General features: G+C 55.7%; 18 protein-coding genes and 5 pseudogenes. 15 read left to right on the top strand and 8 right to left on the bottom strand.

Annotated features, from left to right (window positions below):
- Positions 1-14: 14 nt before the first annotated feature.
- A complete protein-coding gene (ndhC, locus tag MELB17_RS09475; RefSeq protein ID WP_036184372.1) occupies positions 15-425 on the bottom strand; it encodes an NADH-quinone oxidoreductase subunit A in 411 nt (136 codons plus the stop codon).
- A gap of 258 nt (positions 426-683) precedes the next feature.
- On the opposite strand from ndhC, the gene MELB17_RS26465 reads away from it, so the two are divergent.
- From MELB17_RS26465 to MELB17_RS26130, 10 genes and pseudogenes are all read left to right on the top strand, one after another.
- Entirely contained in the window at positions 684-824 is a 141-nt protein-coding gene (locus MELB17_RS26465) for a hypothetical protein (RefSeq protein ID WP_007349997.1), read from the top strand.
- A gap of 18 nt (positions 825-842) precedes the next feature.
- A pseudogene (locus MELB17_RS09470) lies at positions 843-2,606 on the top strand (aconitate hydratase); the annotation flags it as partial.
- Positions 2,607-2,760: 154 nt separating this feature from the next.
- Positions 2,761-3,144 (top strand): annotated as a pseudogene (locus tag MELB17_RS09465) (4Fe-4S dicluster domain-containing protein); the annotation flags it as partial.
- 54 nt (positions 3,145-3,198) lie between these two features.
- Positions 3,199-3,561 carry a succinate dehydrogenase, cytochrome b556 subunit gene (gene sdhC, locus MELB17_RS09460; RefSeq protein WP_036184271.1) on the top strand — a complete coding sequence of 121 codons (363 nt, stop codon included), beginning with the start codon at positions 3,199-3,201 and terminating at the stop codon, positions 3,559-3,561.
- Between the two features lie 136 nt (positions 3,562-3,697).
- Positions 3,698-3,877, top strand: a complete 180-nt coding sequence (locus MELB17_RS23240; protein ID WP_007349993.1) for a hypothetical protein — start codon at positions 3,698-3,700, stop codon at positions 3,875-3,877.
- A 16-nt stretch (positions 3,878-3,893) separates the two neighbouring features.
- Positions 3,894-4,064, top strand: a complete 171-nt coding sequence (locus MELB17_RS24555) for a hypothetical protein (RefSeq protein ID WP_007349992.1) — start codon at positions 3,894-3,896, stop codon at positions 4,062-4,064.
- 271 nt (positions 4,065-4,335) lie between these two features.
- Positions 4,336-4,803 (top strand): hypothetical protein, encoded by a 468-nt coding sequence (locus MELB17_RS09450; protein ID WP_036184368.1) that lies wholly within the window; start codon positions 4,336-4,338, stop codon positions 4,801-4,803.
- Between the two features lie 409 nt (positions 4,804-5,212).
- Positions 5,213-5,413 (top strand): annotated as a pseudogene (locus MELB17_RS09445) (hypothetical protein); the annotation flags it as partial.
- 144 nt (positions 5,414-5,557) lie between these two features.
- Positions 5,558-6,037, top strand: coding sequence for a cytochrome c (locus MELB17_RS09440; RefSeq protein WP_007349986.1), 480 nt, complete (start codon positions 5,558-5,560; stop codon positions 6,035-6,037).
- A 174-nt stretch (positions 6,038-6,211) separates the two neighbouring features.
- Entirely contained in the window at positions 6,212-6,586 is a 375-nt protein-coding gene (locus tag MELB17_RS26130; RefSeq protein WP_264673224.1) for a hypothetical protein, read from the top strand.
- A 216-nt stretch (positions 6,587-6,802) separates the two neighbouring features.
- On the opposite strand, the gene MELB17_RS09430 is transcribed toward MELB17_RS26130, so the two are convergent.
- Positions 6,803-7,153, bottom strand: a complete 351-nt coding sequence (locus MELB17_RS09430) for a carboxymuconolactone decarboxylase family protein (RefSeq protein WP_007349984.1) — start codon at positions 7,151-7,153, stop codon at positions 6,803-6,805.
- 576 nt (positions 7,154-7,729) lie between these two features.
- Between MELB17_RS09430 and gnd the strand changes: the two genes are divergently transcribed.
- Positions 7,730-8,740, top strand: a complete 1,011-nt coding sequence (gene gnd / locus MELB17_RS09425; protein ID WP_007349983.1) for a phosphogluconate dehydrogenase (NAD(+)-dependent, decarboxylating) — start codon at positions 7,730-7,732, stop codon at positions 8,738-8,740.
- An 86-nt stretch (positions 8,741-8,826) separates the two neighbouring features.
- On the opposite strand, the gene MELB17_RS23235 is transcribed toward gnd, so the two are convergent.
- The 6 genes and pseudogenes from MELB17_RS23235 to MELB17_RS09410 all read right to left on the bottom strand — a co-directional run bounded on the left by MELB17_RS23235 (position 8,827) and on the right by MELB17_RS09410 (position 11,880).
- A complete protein-coding gene (locus MELB17_RS23235) occupies positions 8,827-9,021 on the bottom strand; it encodes a hypothetical protein (RefSeq protein WP_050774920.1) in 195 nt (64 codons plus the stop codon).
- Between the two features lie 6 nt (positions 9,022-9,027).
- Positions 9,028-9,714: an HAD-IC family P-type ATPase gene (locus tag MELB17_RS25575; RefSeq protein ID WP_007349981.1), complete on the bottom strand. Its 687-nt coding sequence runs from the start codon at positions 9,712-9,714 to the stop codon at positions 9,028-9,030.
- Positions 9,657-10,043, bottom strand: a pseudogene (locus MELB17_RS26460) (HAD family hydrolase); the annotation flags it as partial. The gene MELB17_RS25575 and the pseudogene MELB17_RS26460, both read right to left, overlap by 58 nt.
- Positions 10,044-10,072: 29 nt before the next feature.
- Positions 10,073-10,774, bottom strand: a complete 702-nt coding sequence (locus MELB17_RS26125) for a cation-translocating P-type ATPase (RefSeq protein WP_007349979.1) — start codon at positions 10,772-10,774, stop codon at positions 10,073-10,075.
- 16 nt (positions 10,775-10,790) lie between these two features.
- The gene (locus MELB17_RS09415) at positions 10,791-11,006 is read right to left on the bottom strand and encodes a heavy-metal-associated domain-containing protein (protein WP_007349978.1); all 216 of its coding nucleotides are present in this window, start codon (positions 11,004-11,006) and stop codon (positions 10,791-10,793) included.
- Between the two features lie 121 nt (positions 11,007-11,127).
- Positions 11,128-11,880: a Crp/Fnr family transcriptional regulator gene (locus tag MELB17_RS09410; RefSeq protein ID WP_007349977.1), complete on the bottom strand. Its 753-nt coding sequence runs from the start codon at positions 11,878-11,880 to the stop codon at positions 11,128-11,130.
- A gap of 490 nt (positions 11,881-12,370) precedes the next feature.
- Here MELB17_RS09410 and MELB17_RS25565 point away from each other — a divergent pair.
- The 4 genes and pseudogenes from MELB17_RS25565 to MELB17_RS25555 all read left to right on the top strand — a co-directional run bounded on the left by MELB17_RS25565 (position 12,371) and on the right by MELB17_RS25555 (position 15,442).
- A pseudogene (locus MELB17_RS25565) lies at positions 12,371-13,396 on the top strand (tellurite resistance/C4-dicarboxylate transporter family protein).
- Between the two features lie 444 nt (positions 13,397-13,840).
- The gene (locus tag MELB17_RS09400; RefSeq protein WP_036184365.1) at positions 13,841-14,554 is read left to right on the top strand and encodes a succinate dehydrogenase iron-sulfur subunit; all 714 of its coding nucleotides are present in this window, start codon (positions 13,841-13,843) and stop codon (positions 14,552-14,554) included.
- Between the two features lie 119 nt (positions 14,555-14,673).
- Positions 14,674-15,132: a cytochrome P450 gene (locus tag MELB17_RS25560; RefSeq protein ID WP_007349973.1), complete on the top strand. Its 459-nt coding sequence runs from the start codon at positions 14,674-14,676 to the stop codon at positions 15,130-15,132.
- On the top strand, positions 15,017-15,442 hold the full coding sequence (locus tag MELB17_RS25555) for a cytochrome P450 (protein WP_319795881.1): 426 nt from the start codon (positions 15,017-15,019) through the stop codon (positions 15,440-15,442). The genes MELB17_RS25560 and MELB17_RS25555 overlap by 116 nt, the downstream gene beginning before the upstream one ends.
- The last annotated feature ends 117 nt before the right edge of the window (positions 15,443-15,559 follow it).

The following is a 15,559-nucleotide window of genomic DNA, read 5'->3' as shown; positions in this document are numbered from 1 at the left end:
AAACCAATAAGTGATTACTTTCCTCGATGTAGCCGTTCGCGACCTACGGGAGCCCAATCCAACGCACCAGAACGGTAGTCATACACCAGCCCTGCGAGAAGTATGCCGATAAATATTGCGGCACCCCAGAAGCCGCCCCAACCCACCTCGCGCACCGACACGGCCCAGGAAAACAGGAACATGGCTTCGATATCAAAGATTACGAAGAGCATTGCGACCAGATAGAACTGGATGGAAAAACGCTGGCGTGCGCTACCCGTGCCGATGATGCCGCTTTCGAAAGGCAACCCTTTGCTGGGCCCCTGACTGCGCCCGCCGAGCAGCGCGGACACGCCGATCATGAAAGTGCACAGGCCTATGACTGCCAGAACAAAAAGCCCGGTGGCCCAGTACTCGGCAATCAACACTGTCCCGCCCTGTTGCATAGTTATCCTGCTAATGGCTTCTGTGATTTGCCGTCCAAGGAACCCACCAAGATCGGCAACAAACTCGCTTATGTTGCCAATCATCAGTCAGTCCTAAACTAGGAGGCGCTTATGGTCTTGTCAAGGGCGCCTGTCGATTAAGCCCATCTCAAAGGTCATGCGCGCCAGTGGCCGCCCTTCCGATCATCTGCTTTGTTTAATTAAAATCGGGAGCCCCCGCCCCCGATCTTACAACCCACATGCTGTGGGGAGTTTCTCATGTCATCCAACAGTTTCAATACCCGCGATACACTCAAAGTCGACGATGCGACCTACACCATCTTCTATCTGCGCCTGACCGGGCGGCCCGAGCATCAAATCCTCCTGGTCGAGGCCTATGCCAAAGAACAGGGCCTGTAACACGACCCGGAGCACGAAGCCGAATATTCCCAAATCCTGGAGTTCGATCTTGGCAGCGTCGAGCCGTCGCTGGCCGGGCCCAAGCGCCCGCAGGACCGAGTGCCACTGCGTATCGCGCCGAATGCGGTCTGCGCGCTGCTTGCCGGTCAATCCCAGGCTGACGCGCTGCGGGTCGGTCTTGACGCAGCCTCTGATGCCTCCTTTCCGGCCAGCGATCCGATCTCGATCATACATAGTGATCCCAGCGATGCGCCGCGAGCGCTTCCCGACGATGGCTGCGGCACCGAATGGTCACCCAACCCTATCCCGATAACCCTGGCTGATGGCAGCCAGTGTGAAATCGACCACGGTTCGGTGGTGATCGCCGCGATCACCTCATGCACCAACACCTCCAACCCGTCAGTCATGCTCGGCGCCGCATTGCTGGCCAAAAATGCCGTGGACAAAGGACTGGTCAGCAAACCCTGGGTCAAAACCTCGCTGGCGCCCGGCTCCCGGGTGGTCAGCGATTACATCGAACGCGCCGGCTTGACGCCGTATCTCGAAAAGCTCGGTTTCCATCTGGTCGGCTACGGTTGTACCACCTGCATCGGCAATTCGGGGCCACTGATCCCGGAAGTCGGCGCCGCGGTCAACGACAACGATTTGACCGTGTGCTCGGTACTGTCCGGCAACCGCAACTTTGAGGGCCGGATTCACCCCCAAACGCAGATGAACTTTCTGGCATCACCACCGCTGGTGGTGGCCTATGCTCTGGCCGGCAGCCTGCACGTTAACCTGCTGCACGATCCTTTAGGTGAAGACTCTGACGGCAAGCCGGTCTATCTGCACGATATATGGCCCTCGCCACAGACCATCGAGGACACAATCGCGGCGAATCTGCACGCCGGGATGTTCACCGATGGCTATTCCGATCTCTACGCTGGGGACGAACGCTGGCAGGGCATGGATATTGCCGAGGGTGATACTTTCCAGTGGCAGCCTGATTCGACCTACGTGCGCAAGCCGCCGTTCTTCGACGGTATGGAGCGCGATCCTGCTCCCTTGACCGATATTACCGGCGCCCGGGTGCTTGCCAAGCTCGGCGATTCGGTGACCACCGACCATATCAGTCCGGCTGGGGCGATCGCACCGGATTCGCCGGCGGGTCGCTATCTCATGGAACATAATATCGAGCACAAGGATTTCAACTCCTACGGTGCGCGTCGCGGTAACCACGAAGTGATGATTCGTGGCACCTTCGCCAACATCCGTTTGCGCAATCACCTGGTTCCCGACACCGAGGGCGGATTCACCCGCGATTTCACCCGGGCCGATGCCCCGGTCACCACCCTCTACGAGGCCGCCCAGAATTACGCGGCAGCCGATACGCAACTGGTAATTCTGGCCGGTAAAGAATATGGCTCGGGCTCTTCCCGTGACTGGGCAGCGAAAGGTACCGCCCTGCTCGGCGTGCGCGCCGTGATTGCCGAATCCTACGAGCGTATTCATCGCTCCAATCTGATCGGCATGGGCGTGCTGCCGCTGCAGTTCCTCGATGGCCAGCATGCCGAGACCCTTGGGTTAACAGGCGAAGAAACCTTCGGGATCACCGGCCTGGCGGATAACGAGACGCCAGCCCACGAGCTGCGTGTCACGGTTACAAACCCGCAGGGCCAGACCCGGACATTTGATGCCATCGTGCGCATCGACACCCCGGCCGAGGCCGACTACTACCGGCACGGCGGTATTCTGCCCTGTGTACTTCGACAATTGCTGGCGCCGGGAGAGGCCAGTCGATAGCTTAATCGCTGCCATGGTGAAACATCACGGTGGGCCCTTTGATGGGGCGAGGAGATAAAAATGTTGATCAAGTCTTCCGATGAACTACCGCGCAAGACGCTATTCAAGCGCTTTCCTTTCGCCGCTCTTGCCGGGAGGGGGTCTGCGCCACGCGTTCGCCCAGTATGCGGCTATAAAACCCTGGCTGCAGGCCGAGGCGCCGTCAAGCGGCATAGAACATCTGCAATCACCGGAAGATCGCAGTAAATTGGATGGCTACTATGAATGCATTCTGTGCTTCTGTTGTACCTCCGGTTGTCCGAGCCATTGGTGGAATGGCGACCGGTTTCTGGGCCCCGCGGTACTCTTGCAGGCTTGGCGTTTTCTGGCCGACAGCCGTGATCAGGCGACCAGCGAGCGCCTGGACGAACTAGATGATCCGTTTCGGCTGTATCGCTGCCATACGATTCTCAACTGCACCCGCACCTGCCCCAAGGGTCTTAATCCGGGTAAGGCAATCGCCGAAATCAAGCGCAAGATGATTACGCGACAGAGTTAAATAGAGAGTTGAATAGAGAGTTGAATAGAGAGTTGAAATTTGGAGGCAGCCGTCATGAATCATAGGTCACGACCTGGATCACCCCATGTGCAAGTCTATCGCCCGCAGCTCACCTCGGTGCTGTCTTTTGGTCATCGACTGAGTGGACTCTTCCTTAGTCTCGGGGCCGTATTGCTGGTGGGATGGTTATTAACGGCCGCCACCGAGGCGCAAGCCTTCACTCATCTCAATGCCTGGCTTGGCTCTGCTCTGGGCTTGTTACTGCTGTTCATCTGGACATTGGCGCTGTTCTTTCACCTGTGTAACGGTATTCGCCATTTACTGTGGGATGCGGTGATTGGTTTTGAGCTGGTTGACATCTACCGGTCGGGATGGATCGTGGTTTTTTCGAGTATCGGACTGACGCTGGTGACCTGAGCACTAGCACTATGGCAAATGGGGTAAGCGAAATGCGGGACAACGACAATCGTGCAGCATTAAGCCGGGCTCGCGGCTTGGGATCGGCAGGGACCGGTGTCCACGCCTGGCGCTGGCAACGGGTGACGGGTGACGGGTGACGGCTGCGATTCTGGTACCTCTGGTTATCTGGAGCCTGGCCTCGCTGATTGCAATTGTGGGAGGCGGTCGCGAGACCGTAGTCGGTTGGCTGGCTCGGCCAGGCGTGGCAATCCCTATGATTCTGTTACTCATTGCCTTATTCTGGCATATGGCACTGGCAATCACCGGCGGATAGCCGCAGGAAACGTTCCGTGGACACGCTGCAAAGTGCCGCCATCCTCATGGGGGTCGACGTTATTATCCGCGACACCCTTTTGTCGAGCATGCACCTTGGCGAGCAAGCTCTGCTGTCCATGGAATTGACCGAGAAAAATCGGCCTATGCAAAAGAGCGCTTTTATCGTCACGATTCTGAAACGCTGAATAAACAAAGCGCCAATCCGGGCTACCCGGAAATGCTAATAAAATCACAGCGCGAAGCCTTGAAAGAACTCGAGGAGCTGTTCGCGGAAGATGAAATAAATTTCCCCGAAGAAAAAGATCATTCTGAATAGCTGGATGCCGCCGACATAGCTTTTCCTGATAAAAACACGCATGGAAGTAAGCTATTTCCCCGGTCTCTTGCCATACTTTGCAGGCTAAAGGAACAATATCTCTTGCCTGTCCAATGGATTTGAACAAAGAGTACATAACCATGAGCATCAAGACGTTCGGTGAGCTGATTGACTGGACACGAAAGCTACATGAGCATCTGGCACATTGTCTCGCTCAGGGCGCCAACCAGCATAAAGAAGAGCGGGCCAGGATGCTGCTTGAATATTTGGCCGCCCACGAAGCTGAGATGGAACGTGTAGTAGGCGAATTCGAGCGCACAGCTTCGTCCCAGGCCTTGAAAACGTACGTGCCCTACCTCTACGCAGAACTTGAGCAACGGCCAATCCGGACGCATCGTATCGGTGACGTGCCTTATGGCTCACTGTCAATTGATGATATTTTTCGGGAGGTCTTCGACTTCCATGATCAGGTGATTGATTTCTACCGTCAACTGAGCAACGAGGCACAAATTCCCGAAGCCAAGGAGTTGCTTGGGGCACTGTTAGCGTTTGAACGCCATGATGCGATGCGCCTGGCGCGTCAGACCGGGAGCATAAATGAATTCTGACAGTCAGGGTGCGTATTGACCGAAACCCGGCCTCGTGCTTCACAAAAAAATCGGACCGCAGTGTGATAGGAATGGACCTAATGCTGCTTTTTAACCGGTACATTGACAGGTTTTACCGACGCTCTCGGCCTTGAGCCTCTCTCAAGAGTCACGAAAACGTCCTCAGTGAAAGCATAAAGGCGTCAAGTTCAATTTTGATTTCCGCCATCACATCTTCAGCGACGTTCGTAAGGGCAAGTTTGATAGCCTACAACCGGCCAGCCAGCTCACCGAATGAGCTCGGCGACATGTTGTCAGACTTGCCTGAAGCACGCCTGACCTCCACTCCAGGCACGCCGAAGGAAGTGTTGATCGCCGATGATCCACCCTATACGAATACCGCACTGCAATTGCGGCGAGCCGTGCGCGAAGATACGGCGTCGAAGACATGCGCCAAGCGGTAAACGAGGCGACGCTGCAGGGAATTTCCACCTTCTGCTTGACCATTGACCGCCAGGCCCACAGCTACTTGCCGCACATCTTTGGTGCCCATCATTACGCACTGTTGCCACGTCCCGAATTACTGCCAACCACCCTGCTCGATTGGTTGAAACGCTTAGTTATTCATTGATCGCATAGGCCGCGATGTCAGTAGCAACCTGGGTTAATAGCAGCAACGACCCGATGTAGTTTACTCTGGGACAGTCACGCATGGATTCGGTAGGCTCGCAATTGAACAGATTGTTTTTGTAATACCCCAAAGGAGATGAATAAGATGAAAGCAACGGTGGGAACGTTTGTATTCGCGTTACTGGCAATGGGCGTCTTCGGCACCGCGGGAGCCGAACAGTCCGGCGGCACCAACGTCGGTGAAGAGCTCCCGCCAAATGTCCGGGTTCTGCTTATTCAGGAGATGCAGGCCATCCTCAAAGCCAGCGAGCAAATCCAAACCGCCATCGTGCAGGGCGACCACGAAACCGTGGCTCAAAAGGCACAGGCGATTCATGACAGCTTCATCATGGAGCAGCAAATGACCGAAGCGGACAAGCAGGCCCTACTCGCCGTCGTACCAGAAGCGTTTCTAGAGCGCGATCAGGCGCTCCATGATCTCAGCGAAGAGCTTGCCGAAGCCGGGCGAGACCAGGATACGACGCGCCAATTGCAGCAGTTTTCTGAGATGATCCAGGGTTGCGTGGGCTGCCACAGCCGCCACGCAACGGCGCGCTTCCCCGGCCTGTCAACATCGCAACCGTAAGTACTTCTTGGGTCAACGTCGCGCGTCAAATACATTTTTCGCGCCGTTGATCTTGCTTGATCATGCGTTACCACGTGTCTTGATTGATATCCTTAACTTTCTGGTCAGCAGCCCAGGAAGGTGAATATTAAGATACGAAACGCTTTCACAGCAATATCTACTGCGAACCTCGCCTTGGTCGCCAAGAAATACGGTTCGAGTTCTTCACTCGATTGGGCGACCAAGGATACCGCCCTGCTCTGTGTACGCGCGGTGATCGTCGAATCCTATGAGCTCATTCATCGCCCCAGTCTGATCGGCATGGGCGTGCTACCGCTACAGTTTCTCGACGAGAAGAATGCCGAGACGCTCGGACTATCCGGCGAAGAAACCCTCTCGATCAAAGACTTAACGGGCATCGAAGCACCGACCCGCGAGCTGCGCGTCGCAGCCATCGATCCGCAGGGCCAGACTCAAACGCTCGACGACGCCGTGCGTATCGATACCCCGCCGAGGATAACTACTACCGGCATGCCGTATCCTGTCATATGTAATGCGACAATTACCTGATTCCGCGGAGAACCAATAGTGCATGGCGCTTGATTGTTACGTGTGACGCGTTTGGAGGGCATGGGGCAGGTTACCGTAGGTGAGACGCTCCATAGACATGCTGCAAAGTGCCGCCGCCGGGGCGCTGCGAGCTAGCAACCGAGGATAACCCTTTCTTAAAGGCTTCTCGGTTGTTATTGGCCTTGTGCGATCCTTCAGATGCGCGGAACCCTTCGCTCAATCCTTGGTGGATTTCTTCTCCATATCGTTGATCGTGTCCAGTGCCACGATCGAATGGGCGTAGGCTCCGCCCGCCCGCATCTCCGAGGCAACCCATATGGCTTCCATGATCTCGTTGGGGGTCGCGCCTTCACGAACCGCCGCCTTCGTATGTCCCCGAATACAATAGCCACACTGGGTAACATGCGCTACGGCCACTGCAATCAATTGCTTCGTTTTCTTATCCCGAGCGCCGTCAGCGAAGACCTTTTGGCTGAATTCCTGAAAGGCGTCGTGGATCTCCGGTGCCAAGGAGGCTCGCTGTTTATTGGTTTTCAGCGTTGCGGAAGGATAGAGATGTTCGGACATGTGCTTTCTCCTGTCTTTTTTCTATAAGATATATATAATATAAATCTTATAGAAAGCCAACGAGAATCCAGCGCATTACCATGATTGGGATTGGTGGTACTTTCGCCCGGTTTCCATCTTCTCGATGTGGTCATGAGACAGAGCGCTGTGACGTAACGCGAGGCGTTGGCGTAGATCTTAGTGCCGTCCAGACTGATGGTGCCCAGCTTGAGCAGCTTCATATTCTGCGCTAGGCGGAGAACCGGAATAAACAGGTCAGCCAACTCGCCGAGAAAACGCGCCAAATGGCCTTGGGGCAACCAATCGCCAACGGACCGCGGGAAGTAGATAAGCCGTCTGGCCGTCAATCGAACAAAAGTTCGCTTATTGCACCGGTGGCTAAGACCCCAGTCAACTGTTATGTTTAATTAACCTCGGGAGTCTTGTCATTTTATGCCTTGCCTCGTGCCAAACACGAGCCTGTCGTGAGTCTTCCCTCCGGACCTACAACCCGCGAACTGCGTGTCGCAGCCACCGACCCGCAAGGCCAGACTCGAACGCTTGACGCTTGATTGTGATGAAAAGGATGACGGTGTAATGCAAATCGGAATGATCGGACTGGGCCGCATGGGCGGCAATATGGCGCAACGCCTGATGGCGGCGGGCCATGACGTGGTCGTGCATGATGGTGATGCCGAGGCGCTGGGCCGACTCGCGGCGCTTGGTGCCGAACCTGCAAGGACGCCTGATGAACTGGTCGAGCGTTTGGCAGTGCCACGGGTGGTTTGGTTGATGGTTCCCGCCATCGCGGTGGCGAATGTTATTGACACCCTGAGTCCCTTGCTCGGCACCGACGATATCCTGGTCGACGGCGGCAACTCCCATCATCATGATACGCGTTATCGAGCAAAGCGCCTGGCCGAAAAGGGCATTTCCTTTGTCGATGTCGGTGTATCCGGTGGCATATGGGGGCTGGAGCAAGGCTACTGCCTGATGATCGGCGGCGCCGACGCGCCGGTGGCACGGCTGGCCCCGCTGTTTCGAACCCTGGCGCCCGGCAAGGGAAGCGCCATGGCACCCGTACTTCTGGAAAATAACAGCGGCACCGCCCTAGAAGGCTATTTACACTGCGGCCCAGCAGGATCCGGTCACTACGTGAAGATGGCACACAACGCCATCGAATACGTGCTCATGGCCGCCTATGCCGAAGGTTTCGAACTGCTTCGCAATGCCGGTCACGATCGGCAAAGCCCCGATGAGCTGCCCGCCTCCTGCGACGATCCGGAAGCTGTCGATTACGACTTCGATCTCGCGGAAATTGCCCAGCTTTGGCGGCAAGGATCGGTGATCCGTTCCTGGCTGCTCGATCTGACCGGTGAGGCATTAGCCGTCGATCCCGCCCTGGCCGCTCATGATGGCCGGGTGGCAGATTCGGGAGAAGGACGCTGGGCGCTACAGACAGCCATCGCGACGGAGACGGCTGCACCACTATTGGCCCAGGCATTGTTCCAGCGCTTTACCAGTCGGGATCAGGCGCGCTATGGCAACCGCCTGTTATCTGCCATGCGTGACGGGTTCGGAGGGCATGGGCCGAGTAGTCGCAGGTAACGCATCACGGACATGCTGCAAAAAGAAACTGGCAAGGTGAATTTCGTTCGCCGGAGAAGGCCTAGCCCTCCCCGGCGCTTATGCCGCTATGCAGCCTGTGCGGGTTGCTGGGCAGCGGCCGGAATGGTCCGCACGCCCGCTGGGCGAGCACGCAGCAATCGCATGCCGTTGACTACAACCACCAGCACTGAGATCTGGCGGATAAACATGCCACCGGCCATGTGCACCTCGTTGGCGAACACGCCCGCAAGAAGTCCAATAACGGTTAGCAGCGCAATCACCACGTTCTAGCGGATGTTGTTCAGGGTCGCACTGGCCAACCCGATTGCTTCGGGAATCTTGCCAAGATCGTCGGCCATCAGCGCTATGTCGGCGCTCTCGATTGCCACATCGGTTCCGGCGGCGCCCATGGCGATGCCGATATCCGCGGCGCCCAGGGCTGGGGCGTCGTTGATGCCGTCGCCGACCATGGCAGTGGGCCCGCTCTCTCGCTGAATCGTCTTGACAGCTTCCAGCTTCTGCTCGGGCAAGAGCCCCGCGTGAACCTCGTCGATTCCCAATTCACGCGCAACCCGCCATGCGCTGGCAGCATGATCGCCGGTGAGCATGACCAAGCGCTTCACTCCAGCCTTATGAAGGGCCTGCAAGGCCGCTGCGGCGTCGGGGCGAACGCGATCGGCGAACCCAAGTAGCCCGATCACTACACCGTTGACGGCGATCGCCGCAGCGGTCTCACCCCGTGAATGAAGATCCTCCAGCGCCGTAATCGCAGCAGCAGGCCACTCCTCCACCCGGGTTTCAATCCAATCAGGGCGACCGATCTCGGCTTTTCGACTCTGCCAGCCGGCACTGATGCCGCCGCCCGGCGCTGTGTCAAAGCTCTCAGCCCGGGGGCCAACATAGCTCTCCGGCAAGGCGCGCTCGACCGCACGCCCAGGGGGTGTTCCGAGCCACTCTCGGCCAACGCGGCCCATTGTAGCAACCGAGTGCGGGGCGAACCTTCATCCGTTATTGTTGCCAGTGCTGGAATACCAGACAGCGGCGTAACCGTCATTACTTCAGGGTGCCCTTCCGTGAGGGTACCGGTCTTGTCAAAGGCAACGGCTTTGATACGACCCGCTGTCTCCAAGTACTCGCCGCCCTTAATCAAAATCCCGTCGCGAGCCGCCCGGCCGATGCCAGCGATTACCGAGATCGGTGTGGAGATAACCAACGCACCCGGGCAACCGATCACCAGCAGCGTTAGCGCCAGGGCGATGTCCTTCGTTATCACATAGGCGCCTATCGCCAGAACGATGATCATTGGCGTGTACCAGCTGGCAAAGCGCTCGATCATTCTCTGGGTCGGGGCCTTGGCCTCCTCTGGGCCTCCTCAACACGCTGGATGATTCGCGCCAGGGTCGTATCGGCGCCTACGCCTTCAGCGTGAATCTCAAGATAACCATTATGGCTGACCGTGCCTGCAAACACCTTATCGCCCACCTGTTTCTCGGCGGGAATCGGCTCGCCGGTGATCGCGCTCTCGTCGATAGCAGATCGGCCACTGAGGATTGCACCGTCAACGCCGATGCGTCCACCCGGGCGAACCACCACCGTTTCCCCGGGGATTACCTCGTGGGACGCCACATTAATCTCGCTACCGTTGCGGAACACCGTAACCTCAGTCGGCGCCAGCGCCAGCATATCCTTCAGTGCGGAGCGGGTGCGGGCCAGAGTCCGCGCCTCCAAGTAACCGCCCAGTACGAACAGAAATGTGACTGCGGCCGATTCCCAGTATTCGCCGATGAATACGGCGCCAACGGCGGCGATCGTAACCAGCAATTCAATGCTGATTGCCCTTGCACGCAACGCGAAGAAGGGCCGCCGATGAAGTAGCTGCCGACGCCACCGACGCTCGCCAAACCCGCCACTAGGGCTACTGTGCCGCGCCGGTGCGCTGGTGAACGCAACTGGCGAGCCCAGTGGGACAATGTACTGATAAATTTCATGATTGTTCACCTCATGGTGAAACTGCCGGGCAGGCTTGTGGCCCACCCGAACGTTTGTGAACTCAGAATGCGCTGATGCGCGCCTCGTAGCCGACCTCACGCACCGCCGAAAGCAGCTGTTCAGCCTTGATTTGTTCGGCATCGTGTTCGACCTCGATGCGTCCGGTCGCGAAATGGACCTTGGCATTAGTCACACCCCCGAGCCGGCCCAGCGCTTTCTCGATCTTGGTAATGCAGGACGGACAGTTTAGTTCATCACTACGCAGTAGGGTCTTCATCTCTCATCTCCTGTCTGTGTTTGGGTCACGACTAGAATGAGTGACGTGCGTGGTGTGTTACATGAGCCGCAACAAGTAGCTCCATTGATTAGTCATAAAATGCGGAAAATGCACAGACAGGCTAGATTTCGCCCGCCAGACGGGCCAGGTTCGTGCGATTGCGAATGCGTATCCACTGTCGACCAGTTTCGATGTCACCGCTTCGCCGTAACCCGGAAATGACGCGACTCACGGTCTCTGAAGTCGTAGCTTCCATGGCGGCAAGGTCCTGGTGCGACAACGGCGACTGGATCAGAATGCCACCGTCGTCGGCTTCACCCAACCGGTCGGCTAGACGCACCAACACACGTGCGATCCGTGCCTCCACCGGCAAGGTACTGATCGCGCGGATCGTCGCTTGAGCCGCCTCAAGATCACGGGCAACGGCATCAAGGACGTTCAATGCCACTTCGGAATAGGTGCGCAACAGATATCGAAAGTCGGTGATCGTGATAACCAACACGCAACATGGTGTCTGCGCGAATGCGTTCTGCGGGTAGCAGCGCTGGCCGAGCATGGTCAGGCCACCGAATAAATCGCTCTGCCCCAAAAGGTCGAGCAGCACCTCTTCCCCAGAGGCGCTGTACTGAAGCAGTTTGACTGTGCCGTGGGCGACCAGAAATAGCGCTTCGGCCGGCTCGTTTTCATGGTGAAGCGCCGCGCCGGCGGCGTAGTTGAAGGCACGAAAGTAGTGATTTACAGCGTCGAGCGCTGGTGCCGCTAACCCTTTGAAATAAGGAACGTCACTTAGAATCCGAGCGCGCAGTTCGCTCGAACAGTGGCCGGGCTCAACGTGCTCATCACTTAGGGGTGTCGTGCGCTTTCGCTTCACCATTGTTTCTCCATTACGCTGGCTCGAACGTTGAGATAAGCCAACCATACCCTGCCATCAATGACGGGCCTAATCACCAACGGTAATCTCCACCGATAGCCCCGGGTGTCGCAAGAGAAGTCTTCTGCTTCTAATAAACCGACTTAGTACAGGCTGATTGTGGCCCGCGGTGTCCTATGCCGGCTCTTCGATTCCTAGAACGGCATTCCTATGCGGTACCATTGACTGCACAGACTAAAGGTCTCATCCGACTGCATGGTGAAAGCTGAAAAAGAAGACTAAGCTGCTGTTTCATCTGAATCTTGCCAGAGTGAATTATTATCAAATCTGCCTCCGTTCACTTTAACTCCCAACGTGCTAATACGACTTAGTTGACCGGAATAGGAAGTTGAACAGGTTCAGTGGCGGGTTAAACTGCCGTTTTTTGAGCGAGCGGGCAGCGAATGAAAAAGCTTTCGGGAAACCATTAAGAGGAAATGCAGGTGGCCGAGGTATGAAACACGATCTAAAAAGCCTGTCACCGGCCTATTTCGGCATTGTGATGGCAACTGGCATCATATCGTTAACCGCTCACATGCTGGGTTTTGATCTGATAGCCATCAGCCTGTTCACTGTAAACATAGGCTTCTACGGGGTTTTGTGGGCGGCTACATTTGCCAGGTTTCTGAGGTATCGTCGAGAATTCCTGCTCGATGTTATAGATCACCTTCGTGGTCCCGGGTTTTTTACCCTGCCTGCCGGCTCCAGTGTTCTTGGCAGACAGTTCATTATGTTGACGGATTTCACTCTGGCCGGCCGAATTCTCTGGGTGGTTGCCATACTGCTTTGGCTGACGCTGACCTACACCATATTTACGGCGTTCACGGTCAAAGAGGAAAAGCCGTCTCTGGATAAAGGCATTACGGGAGGGTGGCTGCTTGCGGTGGTGGCAACCTAGTCAATTGCGGTACTCAGTGCGTTGATTGCGGTGGATATGCCACAACCTTACAAACTCGGCATTAACTTTCTGGCGCTATCCATGTGGCTCTGGCGCGGTATGCTGTACATCTGGATGATGTCGTTAATCTTCTATCGCTATACGTTTTTCAAGTTTTCCCCTAGTGACCTTGCGCCCCCGTACTGGATAAATATGGGCGCCATGGCCATTTCGACACTGGCCGGCTCGTTGCTGATCGTGAACGTTAAAGATGCGCCTTTTCTGGATTCACTGCTGCCATTTCTAAAAGGCTTTTCGGTTTTTTATTGGGCAACTGGAACCTGGTGGATACCCATGCTTTTTATTCTGGGTATATGGCGGCACGTTTATAAGCGCTTCCCACTGGAATATGACCCTTTGTATTGGGGTGCGGTGTTCCCTTTGGGTATGTACGCCGCCAGTACCCATGAAATGGCGGCTGCTCTGGGCTTTCACTTTCTTGATTTCATACCCATCAGCTTTTTCTATCTTGCCCTCGCGGCCTGGGCAGTGACTTTTGTTGGACTTGTGCGATCGTTCAAGCCGGCGAAACTGCACGATTGACGACTGGGGGCTTATTGTTCGGCGTCACCCGAGATCTGTCTGTGCACCCGCAAGCTGGTAATTAGAACAGGTTCTGGCGTATACGCTTTCGGGCCCGTTGCACTCTCGGCTGCTACCACGAAACGCTGGAGAAGCAATATGAAACCCTGGACAGCAGCCAAGGCGATGACGATCTTTCCTGGCCCAAAACACTCGGGAAGCGGATCTGTTTCGGGAACTGGCCGCCAACCAGCAGACCGAGGCCCGCCTGCAATCGCGAGAAATCGGCAGGTTGGATATGTAACAGCATCCGCCAGAATGAATTTACCATCGTTAATTGATGGAGCGTGGCATCGGGTTCTTTTTTTGCACATTCCGCTTGTTTGTTTGGATCATCTGCTAACCTTCAAACTGAATACTTCTTTTTTTCTAGGGCATCAAGCCGATGCTTGGGGGAACAACGCCATGAGTGGTTTTATCGTCAGGCTATACCGCTATAACCCCGAGCAGGATGAAATACCTTACAACCAGGATGTTGAGGTGGGCGACGAGTTCCGAAGCCGCATGGTGCTGGATGTACTGGAGCACCTGAAAACCCGGGATACCACGCTCACGTTCCGGCGCTCTTGTCGAGAAGGTGTTTGTGGCTCTGACGGGCTCAGCATGAATGGCCGCAATGGCCTGGGTTGCATTAGTGCGGTCGCGGACGCCTTGGGTAAGAAGAACGTTCTGGAAATTCGCCCACTACCAGGTATGCCCGTGATCCGCGATTTGGTGGTTGACCAAGCACTGTTCTTCAAGCAGTACGAACGTATTCAACCATGGTTGATCACCGACACCCCAAATCCAGCGATCGAAAGACTGCAAAGCCCGGAGGACCGCGCAAAACTTGATGGATTGTACGAATGCATTCTCTGTGCTTGCTGCTCATCTGCCTGTCCGTCTTGGTGGTGGAATCCGGAGAAATACATCGGACCAGCGGGCTTGCTTCAAGCTAACCGGTTTTTGGTGGACTCACGGGACACTGCCACCCGCGAGCGTTTGGCAAAACTGGGCGATCCGTTCAGTGTGTTTCGCTGCCGTGGGATAGGTAATTGCATGGCGTACTGTCCGAAAGGGCTCAACCCCATGAAGGCCATTGGCCATATCAAAACGATGCTGCTGCGGGAACAGATCTGATTGTTCAAAACCCGACCCGGGTTCAGGCTATTGAAACTAGCACTAACTTGATTAATCTTTAAGAAGACAATTTGGCCATCTGTTAGTCTGGAGAAACCGCTTTTTCCCGAGGATTTGCAATGGCCAACAAGCCCCATGAACCAGACTGGAACCCCCGTGCGGGCGGGGTTCTAAAAGACCAGATACGCGCCTACGACACCATGCGTACGCAGTGCCCGGTAGCTTGGAGCGACTATCAGCATTGGACGTTATTCAGGCATCGTGATGTTATGCAGGCGCTGGAAGATCACCAAACCTTTAGCAGCGCCTCATCAAACCACCTTTCCGTGCCGAATGGCATGGACCCGCCCGAGCATACCCATTATCGCCAGGTCATCGAACCTTACTTTTCACCACAGGCGATGAGCGATTTTGAGCCAACCTGTCGGAATATAGCCCGTAATCTCGTAGACAGTCTGCCCAATGGCAATGCGTTTGATGCTGTCGAACAGTTCAGCAGAGTCTTTGCGTTGCAGATACAGTGCGCCTCTAATATCCAATCGCCGGATAACAACGCGGGAAATAAAGATGGGTACTAAAAAAATTCCCGCCGGCGAGAAAATCACCGTTATGTGGGCATCCGCTAATCGTGACGAAGGAGTATTCAGTGATCCAGATGTTTATTGTCCCGAGAAGAACCGTGACCAGAATCTGCTTTATGATGCAGGCATTCATATTTGCCCTGGTGCACCTCTGGCCAGGATGGAACTCAGGATTTTGATTGAGGAATTTCTTCGCGGTATCGATACCCTGGAATTCGCGCCCCATGAGCTACCTGAACGTGCCGTTTTCCCAACCGGCGGGTTCAATTATTTACCGATGACCATTGGAAAAAAATACGGGTTGTAAAGCGCCTGGATGCGCTCTGCGCTGAGCTACAAGACTGTGTTTATGACGAAGATAACCACCATCACGACGATTCATGGCACCGGCCTGAAATCCAGACCTACACAGCCTTAAATTAAA

It is taken from the genome of Marinobacter sp. ELB17 (assembly GCF_000169375.1).
In the GTDB taxonomy this organism is placed as follows: domain Bacteria; phylum Pseudomonadota; class Gammaproteobacteria; order Pseudomonadales; family Oleiphilaceae; genus Marinobacter.
Note: the sequence above shows the minus strand (reverse complement) of the source record. Positions and strands in the feature narration are given on the sequence as shown.